The 14,076-nt window shown below is 64.6% G+C and carries 13 protein-coding genes; 1 reads left to right on the forward strand and 12 read right to left on the reverse strand.

Going from position 1 to position 14,076, the window contains the following annotated elements:
* Window positions 1-17 precede the first annotated feature (17 nt).
* Complete coding sequence (locus CLU93_RS11245; RefSeq protein ID WP_099764340.1) at window positions 18-611, reverse strand: glutathione peroxidase; 594 nt, start codon at window positions 609-611, stop codon at window positions 18-20.
* 175 nt (window positions 612-786) lie between these two features.
* Here CLU93_RS11245 and CLU93_RS11250 point away from each other — a divergent pair, with 175 nt between their 5' ends.
* Complete coding sequence (locus tag CLU93_RS11250) at window positions 787-1,926, forward strand: extracellular catalytic domain type 2 short-chain-length polyhydroxyalkanoate depolymerase (RefSeq protein ID WP_099761127.1); 1,140 nt, start codon at window positions 787-789, stop codon at window positions 1,924-1,926.
* Window positions 1,927-2,102: 176 nt separating this feature from the next.
* Here CLU93_RS11250 and gabD read toward each other — a convergent pair whose 3' ends face one another.
* The 11 genes from gabD to xylG all read right to left on the reverse strand — a co-directional run bounded on the left by gabD (window position 2,103) and on the right by xylG (window position 14,074).
* The gene (gabD, locus tag CLU93_RS11255) at window positions 2,103-3,557 is read right to left on the reverse strand and encodes an NADP-dependent succinate-semialdehyde dehydrogenase (RefSeq protein WP_099761128.1); all 1,455 of its coding nucleotides are present in this window, start codon (window positions 3,555-3,557) and stop codon (window positions 2,103-2,105) included.
* Between the two features lie 92 nt (window positions 3,558-3,649).
* Complete coding sequence (locus tag CLU93_RS11260) at window positions 3,650-4,492, reverse strand: PPK2 family polyphosphate kinase (protein ID WP_099761129.1); 843 nt, start codon at window positions 4,490-4,492, stop codon at window positions 3,650-3,652.
* Window positions 4,489-4,911 (reverse strand): CoA-binding protein, encoded by a 423-nt coding sequence (locus CLU93_RS11265; RefSeq protein WP_099761130.1) that lies wholly within the window; start codon window positions 4,909-4,911, stop codon window positions 4,489-4,491. Before CLU93_RS11265 ends, CLU93_RS11260 begins: the two co-directional genes overlap by 4 nt.
* A gap of 66 nt (window positions 4,912-4,977) precedes the next feature.
* Entirely contained in the window at window positions 4,978-5,631 is a 654-nt protein-coding gene (locus CLU93_RS11270; protein ID WP_099761131.1) for a bifunctional 2-keto-4-hydroxyglutarate aldolase/2-keto-3-deoxy-6-phosphogluconate aldolase, read from the reverse strand.
* Between the two features lie 13 nt (window positions 5,632-5,644).
* The gene (locus CLU93_RS11275) at window positions 5,645-6,541 is read right to left on the reverse strand and encodes an SMP-30/gluconolactonase/LRE family protein (protein WP_257224933.1); all 897 of its coding nucleotides are present in this window, start codon (window positions 6,539-6,541) and stop codon (window positions 5,645-5,647) included.
* Window positions 6,542-6,551: 10 nt separating this feature from the next.
* Window positions 6,552-8,282, reverse strand: coding sequence for an L-arabinonate dehydratase (gene araD / locus CLU93_RS11280; RefSeq protein ID WP_099761133.1), 1,731 nt, complete (start codon window positions 8,280-8,282; stop codon window positions 6,552-6,554).
* Complete coding sequence (locus CLU93_RS11285) at window positions 8,279-9,292, reverse strand: 2-dehydro-3-deoxygalactonokinase (RefSeq protein ID WP_099761134.1); 1,014 nt, start codon at window positions 9,290-9,292, stop codon at window positions 8,279-8,281. The genes araD and CLU93_RS11285 overlap by 4 nt, the downstream gene beginning before the upstream one ends.
* An 84-nt stretch (window positions 9,293-9,376) precedes the next feature.
* Window positions 9,377-10,153 (reverse strand): aldose epimerase family protein, encoded by a 777-nt coding sequence (locus CLU93_RS11290; RefSeq protein ID WP_099761135.1) that lies wholly within the window; start codon window positions 10,151-10,153, stop codon window positions 9,377-9,379.
* Window positions 10,150-11,331: a XylR family transcriptional regulator gene (locus CLU93_RS11295; RefSeq protein WP_099761136.1), complete on the reverse strand. Its 1,182-nt coding sequence runs from the start codon at window positions 11,329-11,331 to the stop codon at window positions 10,150-10,152. Before CLU93_RS11295 ends, CLU93_RS11290 begins: the two co-directional genes overlap by 4 nt.
* Window positions 11,332-11,363: 32 nt before the next feature.
* Window positions 11,364-12,506 (reverse strand): sugar ABC transporter permease, encoded by a 1,143-nt coding sequence (locus tag CLU93_RS11300; protein WP_099761137.1) that lies wholly within the window; start codon window positions 12,504-12,506, stop codon window positions 11,364-11,366.
* On the reverse strand, window positions 12,503-14,074 hold the full coding sequence (xylG, locus tag CLU93_RS11305; RefSeq protein WP_099761138.1) for a D-xylose ABC transporter ATP-binding protein: 1,572 nt from the start codon (window positions 14,072-14,074) through the stop codon (window positions 12,503-12,505). The genes CLU93_RS11300 and xylG overlap by 4 nt, the downstream gene beginning before the upstream one ends.
* Window positions 14,075-14,076 lie beyond the last annotated feature (2 nt).

The following is a 14,076-nucleotide window of genomic DNA, read 5'->3' on the forward strand; positions in this document are numbered from 1 at the left end:
GCTTGTGTGTCGGCAACTTACAGCGCCAGTGCTTTTTCCACTGCGCCAACGAGTTTCTTGTCGTCCGGCGTCACCTTGCTGGGGAAGCTTTCCACCACTTTACCGTGGCGGTCGATCAGGTATTTATGGAAATTCCAGGCCGGCGTCTTGCCCGTCTGCTTGATCAGGTCCACGTACAGCGGATTCGGCGCGGGACCGGAAACCGCCGATTTGGCGAACATGGGGAACTTCACGCCATAGGTGTTATAGCAGAAATCGGCGATTTCCTTGCTGTTGCCAGGTTCCTGCTTGCCGAAATCGTTCGACGGAAAGCCCAGTACCACCAGGCCCTTGCTGCCGTACTTGGCGTACAGCGCTTCGAGCCCTTCGTATTGATTGGTAAAACCACAATAACTGGCCGTATTCACCACCAGCACGACCTTCCCCGCGTACTGGCACAGGTTTTGCGGCGTTTCATCCTGCAGGCGGTTGAAGGTCTGCTTGAGGATGGCGGGACAGGCCGCTGGCGCGGTGGCAGCTGGTGCGGTGTTGGCGGCATGCGCCGGCATGGCCAGGCTGGCGCCGGCGGCAAGGGTGGTCAGTGCAAACAGCTGGGCAAGGGTCTTGGACATGAGGGGCACCATGGTTGAACGAAAAAAAACCATTCTATGTCAAACACCGCGCACGCGCAGGCGGGCCACAACAACAGCAATAGCTTGAGCGACATCAACGACAGTGCAGTACTTGCCCAACGCACAGTTTTTTTACCTATGCTCGGCCTTCCTGCCCTTGCCTTGTGGAGTCACCATGTCCTTCCCGCACCTGACCGCGCACCTGACCGCACTACCCACCACCCTGCTGGCCGCCAGCCTGCTCGTCCTGGCGCCAGCAAGCGCGCACGCCGCCACGGCCGCCAAAGCCGTCAAGCCCGCCGCGAGCAAGGATGCCGCCGCCCTGCCCGCCTACCAGGCCGACCTGAGCCAGACCACCGTATCGGGCCTGTCCTCGGGCGGCTTCATGGCGGCGCAATTTGCCGTCGCCTACTCGGCCACGGTGGCCGGCGCCGGCATCATCGCCGGTGGCCCGTATTTCTGCTCTGGCCAGCCGGGCCGCTTTCCCTACATTCCCTACCTGACGAATGCCCTGACCACCTGCATGAATCCGGGCAGCGCACAGGTGGCGCCGCCTGTCGCCAGTGAATTGCTGCGCGCGGCGAACGATTTTGCACGCGCCCGTCTCATCGACGACACGGACAACCTGAAACGCCAGCGCGTGTATTTGTTCAGCGGAACGCAAGACCAGACCGTGACGCGGCCGGTGGTGGAACAGGTGGGAAAATTCTATCAACTGGCAGGCACGCCGGCGGCGCAGATCCGCTTCGTCGATACGGTCGGCGCGGGCCATGCCATCATCACAGACAACACTCAGGACAAGCCCTGCGCCGTGACGGACTCGCCCTTCATCAACGACTGCGACTTCGTGCAGGCGCGCGACATCCTGCAGCACCTGTACCCCGACCTGCAGCCGTCGTCGACCACCCTGACGGGCAAGCTGATCGCCTTCAACCAGCGCAGCTTCATCCAGAACGCGTACTCCAGCATGAACAATACGGGCTACGCCTACATCCCGAAAGCCTGCGACAGCGAGAGCTGCCGCGTGCACGTGGTGTTCCACGGCTGCCTGCAAACGACGCAGGCGATCGGCGACCGCTTCTATACGAGCACCGGCTACAACCAGGTGGCGGACGCCAACAAGATCATCGTGCTGTATCCGCAGGCCGAACCGAGCCCCGTTTACCCGTACAACCCGAAAGGCTGCTGGGATTTCTGGGGCTACACCAGCATCAATCCGATCGACCCGGATTTCTACCGCAAGAGCGGCACGCAGATGGAAGCGGTCAAGGGCATGCTGGACAGGTTAGGATCGGCTCGCAACAGCCGTCGATAACAGACGTCACGGATGCTTGAGAAAATCGTAGCGAGCGGCAACGAGGCTCGGCGCCCCCATCTGGCTAAGAAGCGCAGCTGTACTCTAGTACAGCGAGCATCGCAGGCCGGAAAGCGCGCCGCGCAGTAGATTTAATCAAGCATCCTAGATCGCGCCGCGGCTCGCGTTAAGCGGCTTTAGATACCGCCCATGCAGATATATTTAATGACTAAATAATCTTCGATACCATAGGTCGACCCTTCACGGCCCAGGCCCGATTGCTTGACACCGCCGAAGGGCGCGATCTCGTTCGAGATCAGGCCCGTGTTGACGCCGACCATGCCCGTTTCCAGGCCTTCGGCCACGCGCCAGATGCGGCCGATGTCGCGCGAATAGAAATAGGCGGCCAGGCCGAATTCCGTGTTGTTGGCCAGGGCGATCACTTCATCGTCAGTCTTGAAGCGGAACAGCGGCGCCAGCGGGCCGAAGGTTTCCTCGGTGGCCACGCGCATGTCGTTCGTCACGTCGGCGATGATGGTCGGCTCGAAGAAGCCGTTACCCAGCGCATGGCGCTTGCCGCCGGCCAGCAGGCGACCGCCCTTGGCCAAGGCATCGGCCACGTGCTCTTCCACCTTGGCGACAGCCTTGGCGTCGATCAGCGGGCCTTGCGTGACGCCCGCCTCAATGCCATTGCCCACCTTCAGCTTGGCCACGGCGGCCACCAGTTTCTCGGCGAACGCGTCATACACGCTGTCCTGCACGTACAGGCGGTTGGCGCACACGCAAGTCTGGCCCGCGTTGCGGTATTTCGAGGCGATGGCGCCTTCCACGGCCGCATCCAGGTCGGCGTCGTCGAAGACGATGAACGGCGCATTGCCGCCCAGTTCCAGCGAGAGTTTCTTGATCGTCGGCGCGCATTGCTCGGCCAGCAGGCGGCCAACCTGGGTCGAGCCCGTAAACGTCAGCTTGCGCACGATGGGGTTCGACGTCATTTCGCCGCCGATGTCTTTCGGCGCACCGGTGACGATGCTGAACACGCCCGCAGGCACGCCCGCGCGCTCGGCCAGCACGGCCAGCGCCAGCGCAGAAAATGGCGTGGCTTCGGCTGGTTTCAAGACCATCGGGCAGCCGGCGGCCAGGGCCGGGCCGACTTTGCGCGTGATCATGGCAGCGGGGAAATTCCACGGCGTGATGGCGGCGCACACGCCGATCGGCTCCTTGGTGATGACCAGGCGGCGGTCTGGCCACGGCGATTGCAGGGTGTCGCCAGCGACGCGCTTGCCTTCTTCGGCAAACCACTCGATGAACGAGGCGCCGAACTGCACTTCGCCCTTCGCTTCCGGCAAGGGCTTGCCCTGCTCGGTGGTCATGATCAGCGCCAGATCGTCGGCGTTTTCCAGGATCAGGTCATGCCAGCGGCGCAGCACGGCCGCGCGTTCCTTGGCCGTCTTCTTGCGCCAGGCGGGCCAGGCGGCATTAGCCGCCTCGATGGCGCGGCGCGTCTCGGCTGCACCCATCAGGGGCACCGTGCCGATATGCTCGCCGGTGGCGGGATTGCTCACATTAATCGTCTGGCCACCATCGGCATCCGCCCAGGCTCCATTCACGTAAGCCTGGTGACGCAACAAGGTAGGATCTTTCAACTGCAGCATATGGATCTCCGGTCTGGTTTGAATTATCGACGAGGGATACTATGCCACAGCGCGGCCGATTCCGCAGGCACAGCGCTGAACTGTCCTGACCTCTACTCGACCTTGAAAGACGACAGTTTCGGGTCCGGCGCCGGGTATTCCAGCTTCATGCCCTGCAGCGTTTCCAGCAGCAGCGAGGCGACCACCAGGTTGCGCTGCGTCTTGGAGTTCGATGGCACCACGTACCACGGCGCGTGGTCGGCATCGGTCTCGCGGATCGCCGTTTCATAGGCGCGCTGGTAGCCATCCCACTTCTTGCGCTGGGCGATATCGTTGGGATCGAACTTCCACTGGCGGTCGGGATCGTCAAGCCGCTCCTGCAGCCGTCCCCGTTGCTCGTCCTTCGAGATATGCAGGAAGACTTTCAGGATGACGGTGCCCGTTTCGCTCAGCATGCGCTCGAAATCGCGGATCTGCGCGTAGCGGCGCTGGCATTCGGCTTTGTCGATCATGTCCTGCACCCGCGTGATCAGCACATCTTCGTAGTGGCTGCGGTTGAAGATGGCGATCTCGCCCCTGACGGGCACGTGCTGGTGCACGCGCCACAGGTAATCGTGCGCCAGTTCGATATCGGTGGGGCCCTTGAACGCCACGGCGCGGATGCCCATCGGGTTGATGTTGCTGAAGATGGCCTTGACCGTACCATCCTTGCCCGAGGTATCCATGCCCTGCAGGACCAGCAGCACCTTCTTTTTGTGCTGCGCATACAGCATGCTCTGGCACTCGGCGATCTGCGCCGTCAGGGCCACGGTTTCCTCGCGGTCCAGGGCCTTGCACTGGGCAGGCGTGAGCTTCTTGTTGGCCGCCTTGGTGGCGGCGCCCAGCAGGCGCTTGCCGGCGAATTCCTCGTTCAGCTCGAAGCCCTGGCCGGCGCGAAATTGCGTGCGCGCCTTCATGCCGCCACCGCCAGCTTGCGGTGCTCAATTTTTGTGCAGTGGTCCATCACCACATCCAGGCCAGCCGCCCGCGCCAGCTGCGCCGCCTGCTCGTTGATGATATCGAGCTGCAGCCACAAACAGCCTGCCTTGACGGCGATGGCTTCCTCGGCGATGGGCAGGATATCCTCGGACTTGCGGAAGCAGTCGACGATGTCGATGTGCGCCGGCGCCACGGCCGCTGCGGCCTGCGTCAGGGTGGCATAGGCGCGCTGGCCCAGCACTTCCTTGCCGGCGAGGGCCGGATTGACGGGCAACACGCGGTAGCCATGCTGCAGCAGGTAATCTGCCACTTCATGGCTGGCGCGTTCAGGCTTGTCGGACATGCCGACGATGGCGATGATGCGGCTGTCTTGCAGGATACGGGCGATGTTGGGCATATTCGGGTCGTAGTTAGGCGTGCGACATTGCCCGCCTAGCGTAGCAGATTCCCGTCCCGCCGGGAGCTAGCCAGAAGACTTAGCCGTGCGTATGAGCGCCATCTGCGACACGAAAGCTTGCGCGCGCGCCGTCACGGCCGCATAGTCGCCGGTGGCGCCCGGGCCACTCAGGCTGCCGCCGATACCCACGGCCACGGCGCCGCTGGCAAACCATGCATGCAGGTTCTCCACCGTCACGCCGCCCGTCGGCATCAACGGTGCTTGCGGCAGGGGCGCGCGCAGGGCCTTGATGTAGGCGGGGCCAAACATCTCGGCGGGGAAGACCTTGACGATGTCGGCGCCCGCCTGCAGGGCCGTGACGATTTCCGTCGGCGTCATCGCGCCCGGCATGGCCAGCACCTGGTAGCGCTGGCACAGCGCGATGGTTTCCACGTTGACACTGGGCGAAATGATGAACTGCGCGCCGGCCAGAATGGCGGCGCGCGCCGTCTCCGTATCGAGCACCGTGCCCGCGCCCAGCAGCACGTCGTCTCCATGGCGTTCGCGCAGGGTGCGCAGCAGGCCCAGGGTATCGGGCGTGGTGAAGGCCACTTCCAGCGCCGTGATGCCGCCAGCGATGCACGCCTCGGCAATCTGCAGCGCCGCATCGGGCGAGCCGGCGCGCACGATGCCGACCATGCCCCGCTCGATAATGCCTTCGAAAATCGTATGTTTTTGCATATGCTCTCTCCTGTCAGGCCGGCAGGGCGCCAAAGCGCACTTCCGGCAAACCGCGCACGTCCACCTGGCGCGCATGAAACAATCCCCCGGCCAGCGGTTCGCCCGCCAGCTGGGCCGGCGTCAAACTTTCCTGCGCGGTGGTGACGAACAATTCGTCGTAGTGCGCGCCGCCCAGGCTCACGCAGCTGGGCTGCGAGACGGGCAAGGTGATCGCGCGCTCGACGCTGCCATCCGGTGCGAAGCGCAATACGCGTCCCGCGCCCCATTGCGCGCTCCACAAGTGATCGTGCGCATCGATGGTGGCGCCGTCGGCCGCGCCGGGGCCGGGATCGAGCACGGCAAACACGCGCACCCGGCTGGCGTCGCCCCCCAGGTAATCGTCCCAGCGGTAGATCGCCTTCTTCATCGAGTCGCAAAAATACATGGCCGTGCCATCGACGCTGAAGCAGATACTGTTCGAGATGGCGATCGGTGGCAGCGGCAGGCGCTCCAGGCTCAAGTCCAGGTTGAGGCGGTAAAAGCTGGCGATGGCATCGCGGCACGGGCGTTCATCGAGCGTGCCGAAGACAAAGCGTCCCTGGCGGTCGCAGCGGCCATCGTTCAGGCGCGTCATGGGCAAGTCGCCCTCTACCGTGTGCAAGGGCGTGACGGCCCCGCTGCGCGCGTCAAACCACGCCAGGCGCGAAGCGAGGCCCAGCAGCAGCACCTCATCGTTGTCCGTCAGCGCGAAGCACGCCAGACGCTCGGGCATGGCCCAGCTCTGGCGTTCGCCCGTCGCCAGCACCAGCGCATGCAGCTGGCAGCCTTCGATATTCGTCCAGAAAACGCGGCCGCTGCGTTCGCACCAGCGCACGCCCTCGCCGAGAAAATTCTGCGCATCGACCAGCAATTGGGCCCGTGTCCCCATCATTTTTCCTCTTTTAGTGTGATTCGCGTGGCACGGCCGAACCCCGGCAGCCGACGAGGAAGTCCAGGTCCGCGCCTTCATCGGCCTGCGTCACGTGCTTGATGTACATGGACTGGTAGCCGCCCTTCATGGCCGGCTCGGGTGCGCGCCACTGCGCGCGCCGGCGCGCCAGCTCGGCCTCGTCGACGTCCAGGTGCAAGCGGCGTCCCGCCACGTCCAGTTCAATCATGTCGCCATCGCGCACCAGCGCCAGCGGCCCGCCCACGGCCGCTTCCGGCGCCACGTGCAGCACCACCGTGCCGTAGGCCGTGCCGCTCATGCGCGCATCCGAGATGCGTACCATGTCGCGCACGCCCTGCTCCAGCAGTTTTTTCGGCAGCCCCATATTGCCCACCTCGGCCATGCCCGGATAGCCCTGCGGGCCGCAATTTTGCAGCACCATCACGCAGCTGGCGTCGATGTCGAGCGCGGGATCGTCGATTCTTTTTTTATAGTGCTCGATGCTGTTGAAGACGACGGCGCGGCCACGGTGCTGCATCAGCTCCGGCGAGGCGGCCGAAGGCTTGATGACGGCGCCGCGCGGGGCCAGGTTGCCCTGCAGGACGGCGATGCCACCCTCGTTCTTGAATGGCTGCGCCAGCGGCGTGATCACCTCGGGATTGAAATTTTCCGCTTCGGCCACGTTGACGGCCATGCTGGCGCCCGTGACGGTGAGCGCTTCGCCATGCAATGTGCCCAGCAGGTCGCGGATGATCACGGGCAGGCCGCCCGCATAGTAAAAATCCTCCATCAGGTACTGGCCCGACGGCATCAGGTTCAGCAGGCAGGGAATGTCGCGGCCCAGGCGGTCCCAGTCGGCCAGGCGCATGTCCACGCCGATGCGCCCCGCAATGGCCAGCAGGTGGATCACGGCATTGGTCGAGCCGCCGATGGCGCCGTTGACCATGATGGCGTTTTCAAACGCGTCGCGCGTGAGGATCTGCGACAGTTTCAGGTCTTCATGCACCATGTCGACGATACGCCGGCCCGTCAGCTGCGCCTGCAGCTTGCGGCGCGCATCGACGGCGGGAATGGCGGCGTTGCCGGGCAAGGTCACGCCCAGCGCCTCGACCATGCTGGCCATGGTGGACGCCGTGCCCATGGTCATGCAATGGCCGGCGGAGCGCGACATGCACGATTCGGCCTGCTTGAATTCGTTTGAGGTCATGCGCCCGGCGCGCACGTCTTCGGAAAACTTCCACACATCCGTGCCCGAGCCGATCGGTTTGCCGCGGTAATTCCCGTTCAGCATGGGACCGCCCGACAGCACGATGGTGGGCAAGTCCACGCTGGCCGCGCCCATCAGCAGGGCCGGGGTGGTCTTGTCGCAGCCCGTCAGCAGCACCACGCCGTCGATCGGGTTGGCGCGGATCGATTCCTCGACATCCATGCTGGCCAGGTTACGGAACAGCATGGCCGTCGGGCGCAGATTCGTCTCGCCCAGCGACATGACGGGAAATTCGACGGGAAAGCCGCCCGCTTCGAGCACGCCGCGCTTGACCATTTCGGCCAGGTCGCGGAAATGGCCATTGCAAGGCGTCAGCTCGGACCAGGTATTGCAGATGCCGATGACGGGGCGGCCATCGAAGGCGTCGCCGGGATAACCCTGGTTCTTCATCCAGCTGCGATGAATAAAACTGTCCTTGTCGTCGCCGCCAAACCACGCTTGCGAACGCAAGGGACGCTTGTTCTTGTTGCTGCTCATACTGTCTCCTGCGGGGAAATCAAGCCGCGCGCGGCGGCAATCAGCAGCGCACCGTGACCGGCCAGATTGGCCTGCTGCTGGTCGTCGACGATGATGCGCTTGCCATAAAAAAATCCGTGTTCTTCGATCAGCAGCCCGAGCGCCTGGCGCAACATGGGTTTACCGGTAATGACGAGCGGGCTATCGGGCCGCATCTGGATGGCCGTGCTGTTGCGCAGCGCCAGCAAGTCGCCGCTGAGGACGGCGCCCATCAGGAAATTGGCCCGCTCATTGCATTCGACGGCGCTGAACTGGCCCAGCGTGCGCACGCTGAAGCAGGCGCGCGCCAATCCCGTTTTTTGCGCCGCGGCCGCGCCGGCCAGCAGCATTTTCGGCACCAGGGTTTGCGCAAAACCGCCATCGACCGATTGCTTGATCAGGGTGTGCTGCGTGATCGCCTGCAGCAGCTCGCCCGCGATGGTGGTGCTGCAGCCGAGGATGCGGCGCTGCTCGTCCACGCTGATCAATTTGGTATGCGAACCGGGCATGATCAGGGTCGCCGCGCCGCGCAACTGCAAGCGCTCGAGCAGCGCGACGACTTCCGTCTCTTCGCCGCGCATCATGTCCATCGCCTCGACGTTATGCAGGCCGACGGCGCCATGCTGGTTGCGCACGCCGGGGATCAGCCACAGGGGCTGCGCCAGCACATCGGGCAAGTCCACCGCCTGCATGCCTTGCGCCAGTTGGGCCAGGCCGGCGGGCGCCGGCAAATGCGCCACTTCCCGCACGCCCATGGGCGAGCTGATCATGCCCGACGCCAGCGCCAGGTCCACGGCGCACGGCGCGATGCCGGCGCTGGCCAGCACGCTGGCGATGGTGTCGCGCAGCGCCTGTTTCAGCGCGCCGTTATGGCCATCGATGGCGGTATTGCGCACGCCCGTTTCCAGCTGCGCCTGGGCGACGACGGCGCCTGCGCGCCACAGCAAGGTACGCGTATTGGTGGTGCCGGCATCGATGGTGAGTATGTTCATGGGCAGATTCGCAGCGTCGGTCAGGACAAAAATAAATGAGGGAAAAACTACCCCATGGTAGAACTGCCCCGCATATCTGACCAATCACTTATTTGACATCATTGATACCGGTTCGGATATGTCAAACGCGTCGATATCCTGCACGCCCAAACGGTAGGCGAGCGTGAAGCGCATCACCTGTCCCGGCTGCAATTGCACGCCCCGCGCCAGCAGGGAAAAACAGCATGCATCGGAAGACAGATGGCAACTGTCCTGGCTACTGGAAAAACGCAAGACCCTGCCAGAGGCGGGATCGGCAACCCGCGCCACCTCGCGCAGCTGGCCGCTGCCCGTCCAGTAAAAGTCATGCCCAAATCCCGGCAAGTTCACCAGCGCGGGCCAGGCCAGGCGCGAGGCGAGCGGCGCCGGCTGGCGAAAGTCAAACGCGCTGCCCGCCACATCGCGCGGAGAGCCGTCCGCGCAGCCGCCAGGCCAAGGCCAATAATGGTCGGCGGCCAGGCGCAGCACATGGTCGCCCACGCTGGCATGATGACCCTGCAGATTGAAGCGCGGCGCAGCAAGCGCAAAACGGGAAATGGTATCGGCCGTGGCGGCGCAGTCGAGGTGCAGGCTGCCATCGTCATCAAGCCGGTAGGCCAGGCGCACCGACAGGCCGTCGTGCGCCAGGTGCAGCAGCAAGTGGCCGTCCTCCGGCGGCGCGCACTGCCAGCCCGTGGACGACCGCGCCGCAGGGGGCGCCGCGCCCAGTACATCGGCCTGGCGGCCATAGCGGTCGGGTGCCCACCAGGCCCGCACGCTGGCATCGTGCGCATCGATGGCCACGCGCATGCCGCGCGCATTGTGCAAGGTAAAAATCGTCATGGCGGTGGCCCGCTGCGCTGCTGGAATTCGCGCGGCGTGCAACCGAGTTCGCGCTTGAAGACGGCGTGCATGTACTGCACCGTGGTAAAGCCGCAACGCACGGCCACCTCGGCCACCTGTCCCGGCCCGCGCGCCAGCAGGGTCTTGGCCGCATCGAGCTTGAAATGCAGGATTTCATCGTGCACGCTGCGCCCCAGTTCCTGGCGGAAGTGCGCTTCGAGCGAGGAGCGCGACACGCCCACGTAATCGGCCACCTGCTCCGTCTTGATGCCCTGGCACGCGTACTGGCGAATGAAGTGGCGCGCCTGCATCACCTGCGGATGCTGGAAGGGCTGGTGACAGGTGGAGGCAAGCACGTTCAGGCCGGCCGGCGGCACCAGGATGCGCGTGCCGGACAGGCGCGCGCCATTCAACATCTGGTGCAGCAAATGCGCCGCCGTGCGGCCCATTTCCTCGGTGCCCTGGATCACGGAACTCAATGGAATGCGTGTGAGCATGCGCGCCAGCGGGTCGTTGTCGATGCCGATCAGGGCCACTTGCTCCGGCACGGCGATGCCCGCGTGCATGCACGCTTGCAGCAGCTGGCGCGCGCGCGCGTCGCTGACGGCGATGATGCCGACGGGTTTTTCCAGGCTGTTGAGCCAGGCGATCTGCTGCTCCACCGCTTCGTCCCACGCGGGCGCGCTGGTGGCGACGCCGCGGTACACATCGGCGCGCATGTGGTCGCGCTGCATCAAGGCGCAAAACGCCGTTTCGCGCTCCTGCGCCCAGCGGTTGACATCGGCCTCGGGCAGGCTGAAACAGGCAAAGCGGCTCAGGCCCGCTTCCACCAGATGTTCATAGGCCAGCTTGACGATCTTGAAATTATCAGTTGCCACGTAGGGGATGCCGGCCGGGTAATCCTCGGCGCGCGCATACGAGCCGCCCACGGCCACCACGGGCAACCGGCTGTGCGCCAGCGCCGCGCAGACGGCGGGATCGTCGAAATCGGCGATGATGCCGTCGCCCTGCCAGCGCTCGATGCCGGGCAGGCGGCAGCGAAAATCCTCTTCCAGGAACAGGTCCCACGATACGCGCGTGGTGTTCAGGTAGGCGGCAATGCCCGCGATGATGTCGCGGTCGTAGATTTTATTGCCGTTAAACAGCAGCGCGATCCGGTGCGCGGTCGGCATCTTCATGGTGTCTCCTCGCGTGCCAGATCGTTTCACGGCTATTTACGCCCCGCTCGCGTGCTGACATCGACCCACACGGCCAAAGTGAGGATACTGCCTTTCACGATCATCTGCCAGTAAGTGTCCACGTCCAGCATGGACATGCCGTTATCGAGGCTGGCCATGACCAGCGCACCGATCAGGGCGCCGTACACGGTGCCCGAGCCGCCGCGCATCGAGGTGCCGCCGATGAAGCAGGCGGCAATCGCATCGAGTTCGCTGAAGGTGCCGGCCGATGGGGAACCTGCCGCCAGGCGGCCCGTGTTGATCAGGCCAGCCAATGCGCACATCAGGCCCATGATGCCGAAGATCCACAGCTTGACGGCTTTCACGTTGATGCCGGACAAACGCGTCGCTTCCATATTGCTGCCGACGGCGTAGATGCGGCGGCCGAACACGGTCTGGCTGGTGATGTAACTGAACAGTCCCAGCAAGGCCAGCAGCAACAGCACGGGCAGCGGGATGCCTTCATAGCCGTTCAGGGTTTGCACGAAGGCGTACAGCACGGCGCCGATGACGGCCAGGCGCAAGCCGTCGGCCCAGGGTGCCGTCTGCGGCAAGCCATGCTGCGCGCGGCTGGCGCGCGCGCGCCACGTCAGGAAGGCGGCCAGCAGGAACAGGCCGACGCCCAGCACGATGCCGGGCACCGCGGGCAGGTAGCCCTGCCCCAGGTAGACCATCGGCTCGGAGACGGGCGCGATGGTGATACCGCCCGTGATGCCCAGCAGGATGCCGCGATACGCGAGCATGCCGCCCAGGCCGACGATGAAGGAGGGAATGCCCCGGTACGCCGTCAGGTAGCCATTCAAGAGGCCGATCACCAGGCCGCAGCCGAGTACGGCCGCCAGGTTCAGCGCCAGCGGCCAGTGCTGCGTCACGTCCAGCACGGCGGCGATGCCGCCCAATAGCCCCAGCAGGGAACCGATCGACAGGTCGATCTCGCCGGCGATAATCACCAGCACCATGCCGCAGGCGAGGATGCCGGTGACGGACATCTGGCGCAGCAGGTTCGACAGGTTGCGCGGCGTAAGGAAACTGCCCTGCGTCTTCCACGAAAAGAAGGCCCAGATCAGCGCTACGGCGATCAAGAGGGCCAGCATCTTGTATTGGGTGAACAGCTGTTTGATACTGTGCGGTTTCATGCTGCGGTTTCCTTGTTTGCGGTGTTGGCGGCGGGCGCCGGACGCTGGTCCAGCGCCGCCGCCAGCACGGTTTCCTGGCTCAGGCCATCGTTGATAAAGTCGCCGCGCAACCGGCCCTCGCCCATCACCAGCACGCGGTCGGACACACCCAGCACTTCGGCCAGTTCCGACGAGACCATGATGATGGCCACGCCCCGGTCGGCCAGCGCCAGCATCAATTTGTAGATTTCATATTTGGCGCCCACATCGACGCCGCGCGTGGGCTCGTCGAGGATCAGCACGCGCGGGCGCGTCAGCAGCATCTTGGCCAGCACGGCCTTTTGCTGGTTGCCGCCCGACAGGCTCGTAATGGGCAGCGACGGGCTGGCCGCCTTCAGTTCCAGCTGGGCGATCTCGCCGCGCACGGCCGCCAGCTCCGCCTCGCCATCGATGCGCGTGGCGCGCGCGAATTGCTCCAGCACGGCCAGCGTAATGTTCTGCCCCACGTCGAGGTCGGGCACGATGCCGTGGTGCTTGCGGTCTTCCGGCACCATGGCCAGGCCCATGGCGATGGCCTTTTGCGGAGACGAGGTGTCGATGCGGCGGCCATCGAGCCACACCTCGGCCTGGCACGGCCCTTGGTAGGCGCCGAACAGGGCCGAGACGAGCTCCGTGCGCCCCGCCCCCACCAGGCCGGCGATGCCGAGGATCTCGCCTTTGCGCAGGGTGAATGACACATCGTCGACCCGCTTGCGCTGCGGGTTGTCGGCATCGATGCACGTCACGTGGCGCGCCTCGAACAGCACTTCGCCGATAGGTGCCGGCTGCGCGCGTTGCGGGTACAGCTGGCTCATTTCGCGGCCCACCATCTGCGCGATGATGCGCTCGACGTTCATCTGCGCCATCGGCGTGGTGGCGATATGCTTGCCGTCGCGGATGACGACGATGGTGTCGCAGATGGCCGCCACTTCATCGAGCTTGTGCGAAATGTAGATGCAGGTGACGCCCTTGGCTTTCAGGGCGCGCAGGATATCGAGCAGCACGGCGATTTCCGACGCCGTCAGCGACGATGACGGCTCGTCGAGGATCAGCAGGCGCGCATTCTTGTTGAGCGCCTTGGCGATTTCCACCAGCTGCTGGTGGCCGCCGCCGTAATTCATCACGGGCTGCGCCACGTTCAGTTCGGGAATTTTCAGTTCGCGCAGCAGCTCGTCGGCGCGCTTGTACATGGCCGCGTAATGCATGCGCCCGCCGGGCAGGGTGAGCTCGCGGCCCATGAAGATATTCTCGGCCACGGACAGCTGCGGCACCAGCATCAGTTCCTGGTGGATGATGATGATGCCCGCGTCTTCCGTGTCGCGGATCGATTGCGCGCGCAGGGGCTGGCCCTCCCACAGGATCTCGCCCTCCCAGGTGCCGTGCGGATAGACGCCGGACAGCACCTTCATCAGGGTCGACTTGCCGGCGCCATTCTCGCCGCACAAGCCGATGCACTCGCCGGCCCGCACCTGCAGGTCGATGCCGTCAAGCGCGCGAACACCGCCAAACTGTTTGACGATGCCTTTCATTTCAAGCAGATAGTCGGACATGC

This window comes from Janthinobacterium sp. 35 (genome assembly GCF_002754575.1).
In the GTDB taxonomy this organism is placed as follows: Bacteria; Pseudomonadota; Gammaproteobacteria; order Burkholderiales; family Burkholderiaceae_D; genus Janthinobacterium; species Janthinobacterium tructae.

Bases quoted from the DNA above. Each gene is read 5' to 3' on its own strand.
- CLU93_RS11245 (WP_099764340.1), bottom strand. From the start codon at position 611: ATGTCCAAGACCCTTGCCCAGCTGTTTGCACTGACCACCCTTGCCGCC.
- CLU93_RS11250 (WP_099761127.1), top strand. From the start codon at position 787: ATGTCCTTCCCGCACCTGACCGCGCACCTGACCGCACTACCCACCACC.
- gabD (WP_099761128.1), bottom strand. From the start codon at position 3,557: ATGCTGCAGTTGAAAGATCCTACCTTGTTGCGTCACCAGGCTTACGTG.
- CLU93_RS11260 (WP_099761129.1), bottom strand. From the start codon at position 4,492: ATGAAGGCGCGCACGCAATTTCGCGCCGGCCAGGGCTTCGAGCTGAAC.
- CLU93_RS11265 (WP_099761130.1), bottom strand. From the start codon at position 4,911: ATGCCCAACATCGCCCGTATCCTGCAAGACAGCCGCATCATCGCCATC.
- CLU93_RS11270 (WP_099761131.1), bottom strand. From the start codon at position 5,631: ATGCAAAAACATACGATTTTCGAAGGCATTATCGAGCGGGGCATGGTC.
- CLU93_RS11275 (WP_257224933.1), bottom strand. From the start codon at position 6,541: ATGATGGGGACACGGGCCCAATTGCTGGTCGATGCGCAGAATTTTCTC.
- araD (WP_099761133.1), bottom strand. From the start codon at position 8,282: ATGAGCAGCAACAAGAACAAGCGTCCCTTGCGTTCGCAAGCGTGGTTT.
- CLU93_RS11285 (WP_099761134.1), bottom strand. From the start codon at position 9,292: ATGAACATACTCACCATCGATGCCGGCACCACCAATACGCGTACCTTG.
- CLU93_RS11290 (WP_099761135.1), bottom strand. From the start codon at position 10,153: ATGACGATTTTTACCTTGCACAATGCGCGCGGCATGCGCGTGGCCATC.
- CLU93_RS11295 (WP_099761136.1), bottom strand. From the start codon at position 11,331: ATGAAGATGCCGACCGCGCACCGGATCGCGCTGCTGTTTAACGGCAAT.
- CLU93_RS11300 (WP_099761137.1), bottom strand. From the start codon at position 12,506: ATGAAACCGCACAGTATCAAACAGCTGTTCACCCAATACAAGATGCTG.
- xylG (WP_099761138.1), bottom strand. From the start codon at position 14,074: ATGTCCGACTATCTGCTTGAAATGAAAGGCATCGTCAAACAGTTTGGC.